At 69.2% G+C, this 17,833-nt stretch carries 17 protein-coding genes and 2 pseudogenes; 9 read left to right on the top strand and 10 right to left on the bottom strand.

Annotated features, from left to right (window positions below):
* Window positions 1–24: 24 nt before the first annotated feature.
* Together TU31_RS25865 and TU31_RS25860 are read right to left on the bottom strand one after the other, a co-directional pair.
* Window positions 25–327, bottom strand: coding sequence for a hypothetical protein (locus TU31_RS25865; protein WP_158894655.1), 303 nt, complete (start codon window positions 325–327; stop codon window positions 25–27).
* Window positions 328–649: 322 nt separating this feature from the next.
* On the bottom strand, window positions 650–1,177 hold the full coding sequence (locus TU31_RS25860) for a nucleoside-triphosphatase (protein WP_042158681.1): 528 nt from the start codon (window positions 1,175–1,177) through the stop codon (window positions 650–652).
* Between the two features lie 136 nt (window positions 1,178–1,313).
* Between TU31_RS25860 and TU31_RS37170 the strand changes: the two genes are divergently transcribed.
* Window positions 1,314–1,766 carry a YbhB/YbcL family Raf kinase inhibitor-like protein gene (locus TU31_RS37170; protein ID WP_078885975.1) on the top strand — a complete coding sequence of 151 codons (453 nt, stop codon included), beginning with the start codon at window positions 1,314–1,316 and terminating at the stop codon, window positions 1,764–1,766.
* A 175-nt stretch (window positions 1,767–1,941) separates the two neighbouring features.
* On the opposite strand, the gene TU31_RS25855 is transcribed toward TU31_RS37170, so the two are convergent.
* The gene (locus TU31_RS25855) at window positions 1,942–2,547 is read right to left on the bottom strand and encodes a TetR/AcrR family transcriptional regulator (protein WP_042158680.1); all 606 of its coding nucleotides are present in this window, start codon (window positions 2,545–2,547) and stop codon (window positions 1,942–1,944) included.
* Window positions 2,548–2,750: 203 nt separating this feature from the next.
* Here TU31_RS25855 and TU31_RS25850 point away from each other — a divergent pair, with 203 nt between their 5' ends.
* The 3 genes and pseudogenes from TU31_RS25850 (at window position 2,751) to TU31_RS25840 (ending at window position 5,480) form a co-directional block, all read left to right on the top strand.
* A complete protein-coding gene (locus TU31_RS25850) occupies window positions 2,751–3,926 on the top strand; it encodes an FAD-dependent oxidoreductase (protein WP_042158959.1) in 1,176 nt (391 codons plus the stop codon).
* 81 nt (window positions 3,927–4,007) lie between these two features.
* A pseudogene (locus TU31_RS25845) lies at window positions 4,008–4,340 on the top strand (GNAT family N-acetyltransferase); the annotation flags it as partial.
* Window positions 4,341–4,568: 228 nt separating this feature from the next.
* Window positions 4,569–5,480: a phosphotransferase family protein gene (locus TU31_RS25840; RefSeq protein ID WP_219819218.1), complete on the top strand. Its 912-nt coding sequence runs from the start codon at window positions 4,569–4,571 to the stop codon at window positions 5,478–5,480.
* Between the two features lie 147 nt (window positions 5,481–5,627).
* On the opposite strand, the pseudogene TU31_RS25835 reads toward TU31_RS25840, so the two are convergent.
* Window positions 5,628–6,456 (bottom strand): annotated as a pseudogene (locus TU31_RS25835) (class I SAM-dependent methyltransferase).
* A 70-nt stretch (window positions 6,457–6,526) separates the two neighbouring features.
* Here TU31_RS25835 and TU31_RS25830 point away from each other — a divergent pair.
* Complete coding sequence (locus TU31_RS25830; RefSeq protein WP_042158674.1) at window positions 6,527–7,129, top strand: TetR/AcrR family transcriptional regulator; 603 nt, start codon at window positions 6,527–6,529, stop codon at window positions 7,127–7,129.
* A 148-nt stretch (window positions 7,130–7,277) separates the two neighbouring features.
* On the opposite strand, the gene TU31_RS25825 is transcribed toward TU31_RS25830, so the two are convergent.
* A complete protein-coding gene (locus TU31_RS25825) occupies window positions 7,278–7,697 on the bottom strand; it encodes a Fur family transcriptional regulator (protein WP_042158957.1) in 420 nt (139 codons plus the stop codon).
* A gap of 592 nt (window positions 7,698–8,289) precedes the next feature.
* On the opposite strand from TU31_RS25825, the gene katG reads away from it, so the two are divergent.
* The 4 genes from katG (at window position 8,290) to TU31_RS25800 (ending at window position 14,163) form a co-directional block, all read left to right on the top strand.
* On the top strand, window positions 8,290–10,521 hold the full coding sequence (katG, locus tag TU31_RS25815) for a catalase/peroxidase HPI (RefSeq protein WP_042158670.1): 2,232 nt from the start codon (window positions 8,290–8,292) through the stop codon (window positions 10,519–10,521).
* A 140-nt stretch (window positions 10,522–10,661) separates the two neighbouring features.
* Window positions 10,662–11,105 carry a helix-turn-helix transcriptional regulator gene (locus TU31_RS25810; RefSeq protein WP_042158667.1) on the top strand — a complete coding sequence of 148 codons (444 nt, stop codon included), beginning with the start codon at window positions 10,662–10,664 and terminating at the stop codon, window positions 11,103–11,105.
* Window positions 11,106–11,115: 10 nt separating this feature from the next.
* Window positions 11,116–11,550 carry a VOC family protein gene (locus TU31_RS25805; protein WP_042158956.1) on the top strand — a complete coding sequence of 145 codons (435 nt, stop codon included), beginning with the start codon at window positions 11,116–11,118 and terminating at the stop codon, window positions 11,548–11,550.
* 222 nt (window positions 11,551–11,772) lie between these two features.
* Entirely contained in the window at window positions 11,773–14,163 is a 2,391-nt protein-coding gene (locus tag TU31_RS25800; RefSeq protein WP_042158665.1) for an ATP-binding cassette domain-containing protein, read from the top strand.
* Window positions 14,164–14,232: 69 nt separating this feature from the next.
* On the opposite strand, the gene TU31_RS25795 is transcribed toward TU31_RS25800, so the two are convergent.
* The 5 genes from TU31_RS25795 to TU31_RS25775 form a co-directional block, all read right to left on the bottom strand.
* Complete coding sequence (locus TU31_RS25795; protein WP_042158662.1) at window positions 14,233–14,664, bottom strand: GNAT family N-acetyltransferase; 432 nt, start codon at window positions 14,662–14,664, stop codon at window positions 14,233–14,235.
* A 204-nt stretch (window positions 14,665–14,868) separates the two neighbouring features.
* A complete protein-coding gene (locus tag TU31_RS25790; protein ID WP_042158659.1) occupies window positions 14,869–15,195 on the bottom strand; it encodes a hypothetical protein in 327 nt (108 codons plus the stop codon).
* Window positions 15,196–15,402: 207 nt separating this feature from the next.
* Window positions 15,403–15,663 (bottom strand): HPr family phosphocarrier protein, encoded by a 261-nt coding sequence (locus TU31_RS25785; protein WP_042158657.1) that lies wholly within the window; start codon window positions 15,661–15,663, stop codon window positions 15,403–15,405.
* Between the two features lie 189 nt (window positions 15,664–15,852).
* Complete coding sequence (locus tag TU31_RS25780) at window positions 15,853–16,086, bottom strand: metallothionein (RefSeq protein WP_042158656.1); 234 nt, start codon at window positions 16,084–16,086, stop codon at window positions 15,853–15,855.
* 267 nt (window positions 16,087–16,353) lie between these two features.
* A complete protein-coding gene (locus TU31_RS25775; RefSeq protein ID WP_042158654.1) occupies window positions 16,354–17,712 on the bottom strand; it encodes a flavin monoamine oxidase family protein in 1,359 nt (452 codons plus the stop codon).
* Between the last annotated feature and the right edge of the window lie 121 nt (window positions 17,713–17,833).

Genomic DNA, 17,833 nt, shown 5'->3' with positions numbered 1-17,833 from the left:
AGCCCTCGCGTGTGCAGGTGTCGATCACTTGTCAGGTGTCTCGGTGCCCTTCTCGGGGCGGAGCGGCTCGGACAGCTCGACATAGGCGACAGCGTCAACCTCGGTCAGCCGCCCGAGATCTCCGGCCCGCAGGCTCGCGGTCAGCACATCGCCGGCGACGGTGTGCACCTGGGCGCCGGCCTCAGTGAGGTGGCGTCGCTGCTGGTCGTCGGGCTCGTCCCGGACCCGGATGAGCACCCTGATGGGAGTCGAGTCGCCCGAGGTGCCTTCTTGGCCGGCCATGAACAGCATCTGCCGAGCGGCGGAGCCAAGTTTCTCAGGGCGCATTTTTCGCACCTTGTTCCGCTGAGCGACCCTTGTCCTTACGGATTCTCGCTGCCTCACCGTCTCCTCGCGTCGACGGCCGCGCTTTTCCTGTGCCTACCTCAACCGTAAGCAGCCCCGGCCGGTCCCGCCACCGCGTCACGGTGCGCCGGGCGCCCACCAGGACATCGTCGTCAACCTCGCCACCGCCGCCCACCAGTGCTGACCGTACGGCGGGCCTCTCCAGATGCCTTACGAGGGCCTGACCTCCTATCAAGCCCTGGGCCTCCAGCCCCTCCTGGCCATGTGGACCAGGGCCCGACGCCACTCGACACGATGACGGTCGTCATGGGCTGTCGAACCGGGCCGCCAGATCCTCGGGGAGCGCATCCCGGTTCCCCCGGTTCACCTGGACGAGCTCGATATCGGCGCGCCGCTTGAGCGCGTCGGTGAACGGGTCGCTCTTCACGTGGACCGTGGCGACGATGTCGATCTCGGACGTGAACAGCCACCGGACCACGTCCTGGAACGCGGTGCATGCCAATTCCATCCGTCCGAGTTCGTCGATCAGCACGAGCTCTCCACGAGCCGGGTCCGCTGACCTGAGCGGTGGCAGGGCGAGCCGCTCCATGACACCCAGGTCGACGCCGTACCGGCCCACCCGCGGTGGACCTGGCAGGTCGACATGGGCGAGTACGGCCCGTAGACCGCTGTCCACGGTTTCCAGCGCGAACCCGGTCCGGGCGCCGCGTTGCCGGATCTCTTCCGTGGTGAAGCCGACTGCCCTGCGGTTGAGCAGCAGCGCGGCCAGTCGGCGGACAACGGTCGATTTGCCCACTCCGGGGCGTCCCTCAAGCAGGATCCTCGTCGGCATCGTGTGCTCCGTATGGGAGGCGGGGCCGGGTGCTTCGTACAGGATTCCCGGCGCGCTGATCGGCGTACGCGGCCAATCGGGTGTTCTGTCCGCCTGGACCGGTGCCGACCGGTCCGATCGGGGTAGAGCCGCGCGCATGACGGGAATTGAGCTCAGAAGTGCGGCGTTCAACGACCATGCGGCAATCCCTCGACGCCACAGTGGGGAGGGCGGCGATGTCTCACCGCCGCTGACCTGGTCGGCGGTGCCGGCCGGCGCGTCGGAGTTGGTGCTGCTCTGCGAGGACCCGGACGCGCCGGGCGGGTCGTTCCTGCACTGGCTGGTCACGGGTATCGATCCGGGCAGCTCCGGTGTAGCGGAGGGAGAGTCACCTCACGGCGGCCAGGAATGGCCCAACGGATTCGGCCGGGTGGGCTGGGGCGGTCCGATGCCTCCGCCAGGGCATGGGGTGCACCGCTACTTCTTCCGCCTGTGGGCCGTTTCGGAGTCGCTTTCACTGCACGGCAAGCCGACGGTCGACGCTGTGCATCGCGCCGTGAGAGGCCAGGAGTTGGCGAGCGGCACGCTCGTGGGCACTTACCAACGTTGATCACCGTTGCGGGCGGAGCGGCGTGCCAACCGGCACGCCGTTTCGTCTTGGCGACGGGCTCACCGAAACCAGCACCACGGCCGCCCGACCGTTCAAACAGTTGATGAAGCAGGCGAGTTGGAGGTGGCTTCGCTGGTGCCCTGATGCGGCGTCTGGTCGCAGGCGGGGCGGGCGGTCAGCCCTCCTGGCCGAGCTGGTTCTCCTCTCGCGCCAAGGGGGTCGTGGACCAGCCGCCTTCCAGGAGGGCGAACAAGTCGCGCATGGTCCGGGGCGGGTCTTCGCTGGCTCGGGCGATGCTGGGGGCTTCCAGGGTGAAGCGTGCCAGGCCGGTGACTGCGGGGGCGTCCGGGGCGAGCCCGGTGGCGTCGGCGAGGGTGGCGGTCAGCGTCTTCTCGTGGCGCAACCACATGCGCCGGGCGTAGTCCCGCAGCGCGGGGGTGGATTCGACGAGGACGAAGGTGGGGTCGTCGGTCCGCACCGCGGTACGGGTGTGCACCATGTGGTCGCGCAGGGCGTGCAGTACGGACTGGCCGGGGGCTCGGTCGCGAACGGCGGCGATCAGAGCGTTCTCGACGTCCGCGTCCAAGTCGAAGACGAGCGCCTCCTTGCTGGGGAAGTGCTTGAAGAGCGTGCTCAGCGAGACATCGGCCGCCTCCGCCACCTCGCGTACGCCGACGTTGTCGAAGCCGCGCTCGGTGAACAGCCGCACTGCCGCATCCGCCAAGGCCTGCCGGGTCTGGGCCTTCTTGCGCTCTCGGCGCCCTGTCTTCGTCTCGACCATCCCCTCACCTTACCTCCTTGAGGAGATTCGATCACAAAGGAGATCCGATAGAAAGTCGGAGCAGTTGCACTTTTGAATCGGCTGTGTTTCTGTTTAGCGGGTGCTCCTGACTGGCAGTTAGCTGCCGGTCTCCTGGAGCGTCACCAAAGGCACCAGTACCAGCACCAGCCCCCTCTTCACTCGTAGAACGGAGCATGGCCCTCATGTCCACCACCCCTCGTATCGCGATCGTCGGCGCCGGTCTTGGCGGCCTCGTCTGCGCCGGCGTCCTCCAACGGCACGGCGTGCCGGTCACGGTCTTCGAGCGTGAGAGTGGTCCCCACTCCCGCTCGCAGGGCGGCACCCTCGACATTCACGAAGACACCGGGCAGGTCGCCCTGCGCGCAGCCGGGCTGTTCGACCAGTTCCTCGACCTGGCCCGGCCCGAAAGTCAGGAGTGGCGCCTGTACGACCGCCACGCGACCCTGATACGCCACGACCAGGCCGGCCAGGACGATTTGAGCAGGCCCGAGATCGACCGTGGCCAGCTGCGTACCCTCCTGCTGGACTCCCTCGCCCCCGGCACGGTCCGCTGGAACCATCCCGTCAGGGCCGTCACCCCGCTCCCCCACGGCACCGCACGCGTGCACCATCACGACCGCACCACCGAGGACTTCGCCCTGGTCATCGGCGCCGACGGAGCCTGGTCCCGGGTACGCCCCGCGCTCTCCGACGGCCAACCGTCCTACGCCGGTGTCACGATGGTGGAAACCCACTTCGACGACGTGGACCACCGTCACCCCGGCATCGCCCACCTGGTCGGCCGCGGCACCATGTCAGCCAAGGCAGGCGGCCGCAGCCTGGTGATGCAGCGCAACAGCAATGGCCACGTCCGCGTCTACATCACCTTCCGCGGCCCCCAGGACTGGCACACCGGCATCGACCTCGCAGACACCGAAGCAGTACGCGCCCGCCTCCTCACCCAGTACCAGGGCTGGCACGAGAGCCTGCTGGACATCCTGCGCGACAACGAGGGCGGCTTCATCAACCGGCCGATGTTCGTCCTTCCCGTCCCCCACTCCTGGCAGCGCGTCCCCGGCATCACGCTGCTCGGCGACGCCGCCCACCTGATGCCGCCCGTCGGCGTCGGCGCCAACCTCGCCCTGCTCGACGGCGCCGAGCTCGCCCACGCCGTGATCGGGCACCCCACCCTCGACGAAGCCCTCGACACCTACGAAAGCGTCATGCTCCCCCGCGCCCTCGACAACGCGAAGACCGCCCAGCACATGCTCGCCACCCTCATGCCCGACACCGACACCGACACCGACGACGCCGCATTCCCCGACGCCCTCTGGCCGGCCGGCACCCTCCCCGACTCCCCCGCCGCTCACACCAGCTGAAGGCACCAACGCCGACGAACCTGAAAGGCCGCACCGCAACTGTGAGCCGGCCTTAGGCTGAGCCGGCCACCTTGGTACCGATCTAAGGTGCGCTCGGACCCGTCCGTCATCTTGCGAACCGTTCTCGCCGACGGCGCGGTAGCAGGGCACGCCGCTGTCTTCGGACCGCGGTCGGAGCGTGAGGTCACGTACGTCATCGGCCGAGCTCATTGGGGTCAGGGCATCGCCACCACGGCGCTCGCCGAACTGATCAAGCTGGAGTCCACTCGGCCGCTGTACGCCGAGGCCGCTGCCGACAATGCCGGTTCCCTCCGCGTGCTGGAGAAGTGCGGCTTCATCGTTACGGGGAAGAGCCGGTGCTTCGCCCGGGCTCGTGGCGAGGAGATCGACCTGGTGCAGTTGACTCTGAGCTGAGCTCGGCATCGCGACCTGAGTACGGCACGGCATGCAGTAACAAGCTCCTGTGGCCATGGCTCGATGCGAGTGCCTGAACGGTGCCTACGGCAGCTGCGAGAGGAACAGAGCAGGGTTGCCATTGCCTCCAATGAAGGCTCTTTGTGCGTGCCGTCGTCCGGATGATGGGGTGACACGGTGACCAATCGCGCTGAGGTGGCGGCTGTCCGACCGTTGACACTGGCTTGGGTGAGCCGGCACCTGGAGGCCGGCGAACGGATCGTCAGGACCGAAGCTCTGCACGGCGGCATCACTGCCGAAATGCGGAGGCTGAGCATCGGCACACGGGACGGAGGAACCCGTCACCTGGTGCTGCGGAGTTTCCTCGACCCGTTCTACGTGGGGCACGCCGAGGAGTGGCTGAATAGGGAGGCCGGCGCCCTGACCCTGCTCGCGGGGACCGGTGTGCCGGCTCCTGGACTGGTCGCGGTTGATCCGACCGCCGCGCATTGCGAGTATCCGTCGCTCCTGATGACACATCTGGCGGGCCGGACGGTCTTCGACGATGAGGGGTTGGCGACACGCGTTCCCCTGCTGGCCCGTCAACTCGTAGCAATCCATGCGTTGCGACCCGTCGAGCGGCCCCGGAAGTATGTGGCGTGGACGACCGCCGACACCGTCGTGGTCCCGAAGGGCGCCGACGCGGCGGTATGGGCCGCGGCGATCGACGTGATCCGCAAGCCCGCGCCGCCCTATGAAGGGCGATTCCTGCACCGGGACTTCCAACCCGGAAACGTGCTGTTCGACGTGCCGCTCCCAGGGGCGGCAGATGCCCGGCTCACCGGTGTCGTTGACTGGGCAGCGACCTCCTGGGGCCCGGCGGACCTCGATGTGGCGCACTGCTCGACCAATCTCGCGCTGCTGCACGGACCGGCGTGGGGTCTGCGGTTCGCTGAGGCGTATGAGGAGGCCGGCGGGGTGCTGGCCACGGCCGCGAGCGAGCGGCTGTACTGGCGAGTGCGGGACGGGCTGGCGTGCTCAGAAGAAGTGCAGCAGGTGGCGCAGCCATGGCGGAAGGCAGGGAGAACAGAGCTGACGACGCGGGTTGTGGAGGAGCGGCTGGATGCCTATGTCACCGCCCTGATGGACGCGCTGGGCTGAGTGATGACCGGGCATGGGGGGGGGAGATCGTGCTGCGGGCGGAGTTCCGGCGACTGTCTCCGGCGGATCCGCAGCGGGCCCTGGACATGGCGCAGAGCGTCGCACGGTCGCGCGGATTCCTAGGCCGGCGGCGACTTGGTGGATGGCTCAGGAGGTGTCGGCGCGTACGGCGGTCGTGGCCAGGGTGGTGTAGTTCATGGTGAAGCGTCCACCCAGGGAGTCGATGGCGCCCCCGACCGCTTCCAGTATTTCGGCCAGCTCATCGGGACCGAGTTGGGTGAGGCCGCCGGTGGTGGGCAGCAGGTCCAGCCATTGGTCGCGCGTGTAGGACCGCTCCCAGTCGTATCGCCACTGTTCGGGATCGTTGAACTGTTCTGTCTCGCGGATCTTGTCGGCGAACTTCGCGTATGCCGCCTGGTAGAGGTCGAGCGGACGTCGGGCCGGCTGCCCGCTGAGCGGGGAGTCGGGCACTGCCCGCCGGTAGGCAGTGGCGAACGGTTCGGCGACCTCGGCAGGCGGCTCGTATACGTGCCCGAAGATCACCAGCCGTCCCCCTGGACGCAGCACACGTGCCGCCTTTACGGCGCCGGCGACCGGATCCACCCAGTGCCACGACTGGGGCGGCGATGACCGCGTCGAACGTCCGGCCGGCTGGTTGCCAGGCTTCGAAGGTCCCCACCTCGACCTCCAGGCCATGGGCTCGCGCGTAGTCGGCCATTCGCGCATCGGGCTCGACGCCGAGCACGGCGCAGCCGGCGGCCTGAAACTGGCGGGCTGCGATGCCGGTTCCGCAGCCGACGTCGAGCACGTCAGGCCCGGGGCTCCCGGCGACGATCCGCGTTACCAACGCATCGGGGTAGCCGGGCCGGGCCTGGTCGTAGCGTTGCGCGTCCACGCCGAACGACTGGGCCATCCGCCGGGCCGCACGCGGCTCCGCCGGGGACGGTTCTGGTTGCTCTCGCGGTAAGGTGGGCATGCGCCCACCTTAGTGGGCACATGCCCACTGGGCAACGATGCCAGCGGGTACGGCACGAGAGGATCTGTGAATGCCGACTGGGGTGCATCTTCGCGACGCGCGACAGCAACTGTTCGACGCCGCCGAACGCGTGCTTCTGCGAGACGGACCGAACGCACTGACCAGCCGGGCCGTCACCGACGAGGCGGGCTGCGCCAAAGGAGTCCTGCACCGGCACTTCACCGACTTCGATGCCTTCCTCGCCGACCTCGTGCTCGACCGGGCCGCGCAGCTCGAGACGCAGGCGAGTGCGCTGCGCGAGTCCGCCGGCACCGGCACGGTGGCCGGCAATCTCACCAGCGCGCTGACCACCCTGTTCGGGCCGATTCCCGTGGCAATCATCCCGCTCATCACCTTCCGGGACGAGCTGCGCACACGGCTGCGGCAAGCCAGGCCAGGAGGCGGAATCGCGATCCTGGACCAGGCCACGACCGCGATCTCCGCCTATCTGGCCGACGAGCGTGAACTGGGCCGCATCGCGGCCGACGCCGATATCAATTCACTTACCCTCTCCCTGGTCGGTGGCGGGCATCTCGTGTTCGCGGACCGCGACCCAGGCCCACCGACCACGACAGTCGTCAACAAGCTCGTGACGGCAGTCATCGCCGATGTCGTGCAACGACGACCGGCATAAAGCCGTGTAGCCGAACCAAGCCGCCCCGGTCGAGCGTCCTGCCCACGCGGGCTTCGAGGCCCTCCTTGCAGAAGCAATCACTGCGCCTGCCGTGGGAGTTGGGCGCGGAATCGCTGAGGGCCTCGCTACGTCATTGCGCCTTGCCCGCTCACGCCCCGGCGGCGCACTCAGCGCACAACCCCCGGTAAGTCACCTCGGCGGCCACGACGGTGAAGCCGAAGCGTTCGTGGGCGGGTAGGGCGGAGAGCGGGTCGTCGGTGGGGTGGACGTCTCGGATGGTGCCGCAGTGGGAGCAGAGCAGGTGCTGGTGGGGGCGGTGGGCGTTCGGGTCGTAGCGCTTGGCGCGGGCGTCGGTGGCGACCTCGAGGACCTCGCCGAGGGAGACCAGTTCGCCGAGGGTGTTGTAGACGGTCGCGCGGGAGATTTCCGGCAGTCGTGCGGTGGCGCGTACGAGCACTTCATCCGCGGTGAGGTGGATGTGTTCGCCGTCGAGTACCTCGGCGACCACCCGGCGCTGGGCGGTCATCCGCCAGCCGCGTCCGCGGAGCCGGTCCAGCAGGTCACTCATGCCCACCAGCCTTACTGTGCGTCGTTGGATGAACGGTTCCGTACGGATCTGACTGTTGTATTGACTTGGACTTGGTCCATCGTAAGATCGGCTCCGGCGGCAGCCAAGGGTCAGGACAACAGCAGGGACACGCCCGTGATGCAGGAAACGGGTCCGCTCACCATCGCATCCGGTGCCCTGGTCGCGGACAGTCAGAACGGCGAGCAGGTCGGTGTGGGTGGCACTCCGCCGCTCCGGGACCGGGTTCCGCCGGCGGGCCTCGCCGGCTTTCGTCGCGAGAACCTCGCCCCCACGTGCCACGGCAGCACGTGGGCGGCAGCCACCCCGGTACCGAGGAGCGCCCGCCGTGCGCGCGGCCGTACCGGCCTGATCCGCCGTCGCGCCGCGCAGGCCGTGTATGCCGCCGGGCATGCCGCCCTCCGCCGAGCCGCATAGGTCGCGCATGAGGGTCTGTGCAAGCGCTCACCGCGGCGGGAATCGTCCCCCACCGTCGCCTACCACCCCACGAGGCCGCCCCCAGCGGGCCCGTGCCCGGCCGTTGACCGTACGCAGTTCCTGAGCAATGTGATCCGCCCAGCCCGGAAGGATTCCCATGTCTGAGAACCACGACGCCCTCGTCACCGACCCCAAGCCCGAGGAGGCAGGCGGCTGCCCGGTCGCCCATGGCCGTGCCCTGCATCCGACCCAGGGCGGTGGAAACCGCCAGTGGTGGCCGGAGCGGCTCAACCTCAAGATCCTCGCCAAGAACCCTGCCGTGGCGAACCCGCTCGGCGAGGAGTTCGACTACGCCGAGGCGTTCCGGAGCCTCGACCTGCCGGCCGTGAAGCGGGATCTCGCCGAGGTACTGACCACCTCCCAGGACTGGTGGCCGGCCGACTTCGGCCACTACGGCCCGTTCATCATCCGGATGGCCTGGCACAGCGCGGGCACCTACCGCATCAGCGACGGCCGTGGCGGCGCCGGAGCCGGTCAGCAGCGCTTCGCCCCGCTCAACAGCTGGCCGGACAACGCCAACCTCGACAAGGCCCGCCGTCTGCTGTGGCCGGTCAAGAAGAAGTACGGGCAGAGCCTGTCGTGGGCCGACCTGATGATCCTGGCCGGCAACGTCGCGCTGGAGACGATGGGCTTCAAGACCTTCGGTTTCGGCGGCGGCCGGGAGGACGTCTGGGAGCCGGAGGAGGACGTCTACTGGGGTCCCGAGACCACCTGGCTCGACGACCAGCGCTACAGCGGTGACCGGCAGCTGGAGAACCCGCTCGGCGCCGTCCAGATGGGCCTGATCTACGTCAACCCGGAGGGCCCGAACGGCACCCCCGACCCGCTCGCCGCGGCCCGCGACATCCGTGAGACGTTCCGCCGGATGGCGATGAACGATGAGGAAACCGTCGCTCTCGTCGCCGGCGGACACACCTTCGGCAAGACGCACGGCGCGGGCCCCGCCGAGCACGTCGGCCCCGACCCGGAGGCCGCCTCGCTCGAAGAGCAGGGCCTGGGCTGGTCGAACACCTACGGCACCGGCAAGGGCGGCGACGCCATCACCAGCGGCCTCGAAGGCATCTGGACGAACACCCCGACAGCCTGGGACAACAGCTTCTTCGAGATCCTCTTCGGCTACGAATGGGAACTGTTCAAGAGCCCCGCCGGCGCGCACCAGTGGCGGCCCAAGGACGGCGGCGGAGCCAGCACCGTTCCCGACGCGCACGACCCCGCCAAGCAGCACGCCCCCACGATGCTGACCACCGACCTCGCGCTGCGGACCGACCCGGCCTACGAGCAGATCTCACGTCGCTTCCTGGCGAACCCCGATGAGTTCGCCGACGCCTTCGCCCGTGCCTGGTACAAGCTCACCCACCGCGACATGGGCCCGGCCGTCCGGTACCTCGGTCCCGAGGTCCCCGCCGAGACACTGCTGTGGCAGGACCCGCTGCCCGCTGTGACGCACCCCCTCGTCGGCGCCGAGGACATCGCCGCCCTCAAGGGCCAGATCCTGGCCTCGGACCTGTCGGTCTCCCAGCTGGTGTCCACCGCCTGGGCGTCGGCCTCGACCTTCCGCGGCAGTGACAAGCGCGGCGGTGCCAACGGTGCACGCCTCCGTCTCCAGCCGCAGAACGGATGGGAGGTCAACGACCCCGATCAGCTGGCCGAGGTCCTGCGCGCCCTGGAAGGCATCCAGCAGTCCTTCAACGGCTCCCACCAGGGCGGCGCCCAGATTTCCCTCGCCGACCTGATCGTGCTCGCCGGCGGCGCGGCCGTCGAGCAGGCCGCCAAGAGCGCCGGTGTCGACATCGAGGTTCCCTTCACCCCGGGCCGCACCGACGCCTCCCAGGACCAGACCGATGTGGAATCCTTCACGGCCCTGGAACCCGCCGCTGACGGCTTCCGGAACTACGTCGCCAAGGGCAACCGCCTGCCCGCCGAACACCTCCTGCTGGACAAGGCCAATCTGCTGACCCTCAGCGCCCCCGAGATGACCGTTCTCGTCGGCGGTCTGCGCGTCCTGGGCGCCAACCACCAGCAGTCCTCGCTCGGCGTTTTCACCACCGCCCCTGAGACCCTGACCAACGACTTCTTCGTCAACCTTCTCGATCTGAACACGACGTGGAAGGCAACCTCCGAGGACTCCAGCACCTTCGAGGGCCGCGACGCCGCCACCGGCGCGGTCAGGTGGACCGGTACCCGCGCCGACCTCGTCTTCGGCTCCAACTCCGAACTGCGCGCCCTCGCCGAGGTCTACGCCAGCGATGACGCCAGGGAGAAGTTCGTGCACGACTTCGTCGCGGCATGGAGCAAGGTGATGGAGCTGGACCGCTTCGACCTCGTCTGAAGGTGACGTCCGGGCCGGCCGGCCCACAGCACTCCGGCCGGCCCGGGCGCCCCCAGCCGAAGAACCTCCGGCACCGGGCCCCGCCGCCCAGCCATCCGCCGCACTGGGCAACCCCGGTGCGGCGTGGCACGATCTCGTGAGTGACCAGCAAAGCCGACCCGGCGCAGCACCTGCGCGATCTCGCGCGGCTGCGGCGCGTCCGTGACCGGATCGACCGCGAGTACGCGCAGCCGCTCGACGTCGAGGCCCTTGCGCGCGGCGTGAACATGTCAGCCGGACACCTCAGCCGCCAGTTCAAGCGCGCCTACGGCGAGTCGCCCTACGGCTACCTGATGACCCGGCGCATCGAACGTGCGATGGCGCTGCTGCGACGCGGCGACCTGAGCGTCACCGACGTCTGCTTCACCGTCGGCTGTTCATCGCTGGGCACCTTCAGCAGCCGCTTCACCGAACTGGTCGGCGTGCCGCCCAGCGTCTACCGGCGCCAGGCCGCTCAGGCCACCGCGGGCATGCCGTCATGCGTGGCGAAGCAGATCACCAGACCGATCAGGAATCGAGAAGCGCCGTCCCCGCCCCGGCTCTAGCGTGACTGCCATGGACATCACCATTCACGCAAGCTTCCTCCCGCACAACGACCCGGACGCCGCCCTCGCCTTCTACCGCGACACCCTCGGCTTCGAGGTCCGCAACGATGTCGGCTACCAGGGGATGCGCTGGATCACCGTCGGCCCCGCCGACCAGCCCGGCACCTCCATCGTGCTGACCCCGCCGGCCGCCGATCCCGGCGTCACCGACGAGGAACGCCGCACGATCACCGAGATGATGGCCAAGGGCACCTACGGCGCCATCCTTCTGGCCACCCCCGACCTCGACGACACCTTCACACGACTGCAAGCCGGCGACACCGAGATCGTCCAGGAACCCACCCAGCAGCCCTACGGCATTCGCGACTGCGCCGTACGCGACCCCGCGGGCAACCTCATCCGTATCCAGGAGCGGCCCGAAGCCGGCTCGTCGCGCCGGAGCTGACCGTCCCCTCAAGCGGATGTGGGGGCGGACGGACGATGTAGCCGTGGGGGCGGGCAGCGGCACCGGCACCCCCGGCGCCCGGCCCGCCCCCGGCCGAGTCCCCCAAAGCCCCACCAGCCGCAACACAGGAAAACCTCACCACCCCTGCCAGGCCGCGTACGGCGATCCACGGCCCGCCGACCACCACCGCCGAAGCGGCCCCGCGTAACAGTTGGAGACACGATGAGCATGGCCCCGAGGACGGATACGCAGTCGTCTGCGGCCCACGTTGCCGACCGCCACGATCTGATCCGCGTGCACGGCGCGCGGGTGAACAACCTCAGGGACGTCAGCATCGAGATCCCGAAGCGCCGGCTGACGGTGTTCACCGGCGTCTCCGGCTCGGGCAAGAGCTCGCTGGTATTCCACACGATCGCCGCGGAGTCGCAGCGGCTGATCAACGAGACCTACAGCGCGTTCGTGCAGGGCTTCATGCCGACACTGGCGCGGCCCGAGGTCGACGTCCTCGACGGGCTGACCACGGCGATCATCGTCGACCAGCAGCGGATGGGCGCCGACCCCCGCTCCACGGTCGGCACCGTCACCGATACCAACGCCATGCTGCGCATCCTCTTCAGCCGGCTCGGAAAGCCGCACATCGGCCCGCCCAGCGCCTACGCCTTCAATGTCCCCTCGGTCCGGGCAAGCGGTGCGATCACCGTCGAGCGCGGCGCCAAGAAGACGGTGAAGGCGACCTTCTCCCGTACCGGTGGCATGTGTGTGCGGTGCGAGGGCCGGGGCACGGTCTCCGACATCGATCTGACCCAGCTCTACGACGACTCCAAGTCGATCGCCGAGGGCGCGTTCACCATCCCCGGCTGGAAGTCCGACAGCTTCTGGACCGTGCGGGTCTATGCCGAGTCGGGTCTCCTCGACCCGGACAAGCCGATCCGCAAGTTCACCAAGAAGGAGATGCAGGACTTCCTCTACCGGGAGCCGACCAAGGTGAAGGTCGAGGGGGTGAACCTCACCTACGAGGGGCTGATCCCCAAGATCCAGAAGTCGATGCTCTCCAAGGACAAGGAGGCGATGCAGCCGCACATCCGGGCGTTCGTGGAGCGGGCGGTCACCTTCGCCACCTGCCCCGAGTGCGAGGGCACCCGGCTCAGCGAGGGGGCCCGGTCGTCGAAGATCAAGCGGATCAGCATCGCGGACGCCTGCGCGATGGAGATCAGGGACCTGGCCACATGGGTCGGCGGCCTTTCCGAGCCCTCGGTGGCACCACTGCTCACGACGCTGCATCAGACCCTTGAGTCGTTCGTAGAGATCGGACTCGGCTACCTCTCACTCGACCGGGCGGCGGGCACGCTCTCCGGCGGCGAGGCGCAGCGCGTCAAGATGATCCGCCACCTCGGCTCCTCGCTCACCGACACCACCTATGTCTTCGACGAGCCCACCGCGGGCCTGCACCCCCATGACATCCAGCGGATGAACGATCTGCTGCTGCGGCTGCGGGACAAGGGCAACACGGTGCTCGTCGTGGAACACAAGCCGCAGACGATCGCGATCGCGGACCACGTCGTCGACCTCGGCCCCGGTGCCGGAACGGCGGGCGGCACCGTCTGCTTCGAGGGCACCGTCGAGGGACTGCGGGCCGGGGGCACGATCACCGGCCGCCATCTCGACGACCGGGCCGGCCTCAAGGAGACGGTGCGGACGCCCACCGGCACGCTGGAGATCCGCGGCGCGTCCACGCACAATCTGCGCAATGTCGACGTCGACGTCCCGCTCGGGGTGCTCTGCGTGGTCACCGGTGTGGCGGGCTCCGGCAAGAGCTCGCTGCTCCACGGTTCCCTGCCCTCCTCGGCAGGGGTGGTTTCGGTGGACCAGGCTCCGATCCGTGGCTCGCGACGGAGCAACCCGGCGACGTACACCGGGGTGCTCGACCCGATCCGCAAGGCGTTCGCCAAGGTCAACGGGGTGAAGCCGGGACTGTTCAGCGCCAACTCCGAGGGCGCCTGCCCCACCTGCAACGGCGCCGGCGTCATCTACACCGACCTGGCGATGATGGCCGGTGTCGCCACCACCTGCGAGGACTGCGAGGGCAAGCGGTATCAGCCGGCGGTGCTGGAGTACCGTCTCGGCGGCCGCGACATCAGCGAGGTGCTGGCGATGTCAGTGGCCGAGGCCGAGGAGTTCTTCGGTGACGGCGAGGCAGGCACACCGGCGGCCCACCGGATCCTGAAGCGGCTCGACGACGTCGGGCTCGGCTATCTCAACCTCGGCCAGCCGCTCACCACGCTGTCCGGCGGCGAACGGCAGCGGCTCAAGCTGGCCACCCACATGGCCGAGAAGGGCGGCGTCTACGTGCTCGATGAGCCGACCGCCGGCCTGCATCTCGCCGATGTCGAGCAGCTGCTCGGACTGCTCGACCGGCTCGTCGACTCCGGCAAGTCGGTCCTCGTCATCGAGCACCACCAGGCGGTCATGGCACACGCCGACTGGATCATCGACCTCGGCCCCGGCGCCGGCCACGACGGCGGCCGGATCGTCTTCGAGGGCACCCCCGCCGACCTCGTCGCCGCCCGCTCCACCCTCACCGGCGAGCACCTCGCGGCCTACGTCGGCAGCTGACCGAGGCCCCGGCGGCTCTCGCGTCCGCACTGCGCCGCGGCGTCTGAGGCCCAGCCATGGGGGTGGGCCTCAGTGCGCAGGTTTCATGATCATCAAGTGCTCGGGGTCAGGGACCGTGACGAAGCCGACCTTGGCATAGACCTCATGGGCATCGAGGGTGGACAGCAGGGTCCGCTTGAGCTTGTAGGGAGCCAGGTGGTCGCGGACCGCGGCAGCGAGCCAGGTGCCGAGACCCTTGCCGCGGTGCGTGGGGGCGACATAGACATCGCAGAGCCAGGCGAACGTCGCTAGGTCGGTGACGACACGTGCGTAGGCGACCTGGGCGCCCCCGGCGTCGTAGAGGCCGAAGTTGAGAGACCCGCGGATGGACTGTTCGACCGTTTCGCGGCTGCGGCCCAGGGCCCAGAACGCGTCGGTCGAAAGCCAGTGGTGCACCAGGTCGATGTCGAGCCGGTCCGGGTCGGTGGCGACCTCGTAGCCGTCTTCCCTGCGAGTGATCATGCTCGTGGATGGTAGAGCTGAGGGGTGCCGCGCAGCCAGCGGTTTTGTGATCTGCGGAGCATTGTGCCGGTGCCGTGCCGGCCACGCATCCGAGGTCAGCCGGCGCGACGCGGACCCCCGCCCCGAGGCTCGCGCGGTGAAATCTCCAGCCCGTTACGGGGCCGTGGAGGTGGCAGCGGCGGCGAGGCGGGGGCCGGCGTCGGTTCAGCGGCCGACGGCCTTGCGGAGCTGCTCCTTGTTCATGTGGGAGCGGCCGTCGATGTTCTTCTTCTTGGCCTCTTCGTACAGCTGGTCCTTCGTGGGGCCCTGGGGCCCCTTGTGGGAGCGCTCGCCGCCACGCTGTGGGGCGGATTTCGGGTCCCGGACGGAGGTCCTGCTCGCCGTCTTCGCCTCGCCGGAACGGGCCCGTTCCTTGTTGACGGTGCGCGCGGCGATCTCCTTCGCCCGCTTCTCGGAGGTGCCCCGTTCCTCGGCCTGTTCCTTGATGTGCTCGTACTGCCGCTCACGTTTCTTGCTCGAACCCGCAGGCATGATGCAGCTCCTCGTTCGCCATCTGCTGGATGTTGTCTCCACGGCCGGGCGGATCCATGGGCCGCGGCCATGCATCTACCAGTTCACGCCCAAAGGGCGCGGGGCGCGACATCAGGGACGGAGCGGTTCCGCAATCCGGGCGGTTCGTGGCTTTGCCCCGGGGCGGCGTGGGTCGAGAACACTGCGCGCGGGCTTCCGCACGGCTTGTTACACGACGACGGACTCGACGAGCCTCGCCATGGCCTCTACGGCCGTCTGTTCATCGTGCCCGTTGGCGACGATGACGATTTCCTTGCCGTGGCTCATCTCCAGCATCTGTAGGCTGAACAGACTCTTCGCGCTGGCTTCCTTGCCATCGACCAGGAACCTGATGTCCGAGACGTAGCCCTTTGCTTCCTGCGCGATCCGCGACGCCGGGCGCACCCGCAAGCCGCCCGGCGAAGCGATGGTCACAGTCGTCTCCGCCATGAACTGCCTCCTCAGACCGACAGCCACGTGGGCCGGCGGCGCGATCCGTTCTCCCCCGGTCCGGGCGTACACCGCGTCCGGAGGATGGTCGCCCGCCGGGCTCACCCTGGTACGAAGACGACGGTAGAGCAACTCCGGTGTGGCTGCGCGACGTTCCGTTGAAAAGGCAAAGAGAAGGGCCGTGCCGGTTCAGACGTTGTCGGCGAGGTCGGAGTGGCCTTGGATGCGTGCGCAATGAGCGCAGCAGAAAAACTTGCCGCCGGCTTGGAGGCCGTGGCCGAGCATGCGGCAGCCGCAGTTGTCACAGATGGGCGCGAGCTGGTGAGCGGCGCACTCGAAACTGTCGAAGGTGTGCACGGCACCCGCCGCGTGGACCTCGAAGGCCATCTCATAGTCGTTTCCGCAGACCTCACAAACAGCCATCACGTACTCCTTCGTTGACTGGCTTCGACGGCTCCCGCGCGAAGGCGGCTTCTCCATCACCTCATGGGGCCGGGCTCCCGGCGCGCCACAGGAGCCAGATGGCGCAGTGCGGGCACCGGAGGCAGACGGCCTGGAGCCTGAACCGGAGCAGCGGCGGCGACGGCGACGGCGACTAAGGGCTGTCCCGTCATCCCTGGCGGGCGCACGACGACAGCTACGGCACCTCGGCGGAGAGCGGGGCGCGACCGGTTCGCGGTCAGTTCCCGGTCAGTTTGCCGTCAGGACTTCGCGGGCCGCCCGTTCGCCGGAGCGCACCGCGCCCTCCATCAGTCCATGCATCAAGGTCGCCGATTCCGTGCTCGCCCAGTGGATCCGGCCCACGGGCTCGCGCAGCGCGCTGCCGTAATTGGTCAGTGCGCCCGGCGGGAAGTGGGCGACCATGCCGCCCAGCGACCACGGTTCCTCGGACCAGTCGGTCTCCAGATACGCGGTGGGACGGCGTGCCTCCGGGCCGAAACGCTCGGCGAGCGCGTCCAGCCAGACGTCCCGCCGTTCCTGGGGATCCAGACGGCCCAGCCGTACGGCCCCGGCTCCGAACGCGTAGCTGCTCAGCACGCCCGGCTCTCCCGAGCGGGGAGTCTGGTCGATGGTGATCGGGACGGGCGACCGGGGCGCGAGCGTCTGGCCCGACAGCTTCTGGCCCCGCCAGAACGGCTCGGCGTACTGCGTGTGCACGCGGATGATCGCCCCGGGCACCAGACGTTGCCGCAGGTGGCTGTGGGCGGCGGGCAGCGGCGGATCGAAGAGGATCCGGCCGGCGAGCACGGGCGGAGTGGCCACGATGACCCGTCGTGCCCTTACGGCGAACGCGTCGGAGGCGACCTCTACGTCGGTCGCGTTCTGGACGATCCGACGGACCGGGCTGGACAGGTGCACCGCCGCGCCCAGGCGCGCGGCCATCCGCCGGGCCAGTTCGGGGGCTCCGCCGTCCACGAGGTGGGATTCCGTCTTCCGGTTGTCGGTGTAGTAGCCGAAGCCGCTGCGCCCGCCGCCGCGTGCCAGGACGAGTGCGCCCAGCAGTGAGACTTCCGCCGGGTCGGCGCAGAACAGCAGATTCATCGTCGATTTGAGGAGGGTGTGGGCGGTTGCCGAGGGCACGTTGAGCGGGTGGGAGAGCCACTGCCCGAGCGTGCGGGCATCCCAGGCCCGTGCGCGCCGGGCCTGCCAGGGAGCATCCTTCGGAAGCCGCCGCGCCATCAGGTTCAGGCGCAGGAACGCCCACCCGAGGGTGGCCAGTGCCGCCGGGCCGGTCTTGGGGATGCCGCGGTGACGGCGGTTGTGCCCGTCGAGGCAGACCAGGTGATCGCCGTCGTCGTACTGCGGGTAGACCTCCAGCCCCAGCTCGCGGCAGAGCTGGAACATCCGTTCCTGGCCCTTGCCCAGCCAGGTACCGCCCGCGGACACCACGGTGCCGTCGGGCAGCTCCCGGTTCCAGACCCGGCCGCCCACCCGGTCCCTGGCTTCGAGCACCACGACCTCTCGCCCGGCCTCGGCCAGCTGCCGCGCGGCCGCCAGTCCCGCGAATCCGGCGCCCACGACACACACGTCCGCTGTCAGCTGTTCCATGACCTACCTCCACAGAGCAGCCTCGCTTGCCGGGGCCCGCGGCGCCCGGTGGGTGACTCGGCCGGGCGGCGGCGGGGGCCGGTCGGGTGACCCGCGGGGCGACATCAGCCGTGGAGGAACG

The sequence above is a fragment of the Streptomyces lydicamycinicus genome (assembly GCF_000829715.2).
In the GTDB taxonomy this organism is placed as follows: domain Bacteria; phylum Actinomycetota; class Actinomycetes; order Streptomycetales; family Streptomycetaceae; genus Streptomyces; species Streptomyces lydicamycinicus.
This window is presented reverse-complemented; position numbering and strand designations above follow the sequence as displayed.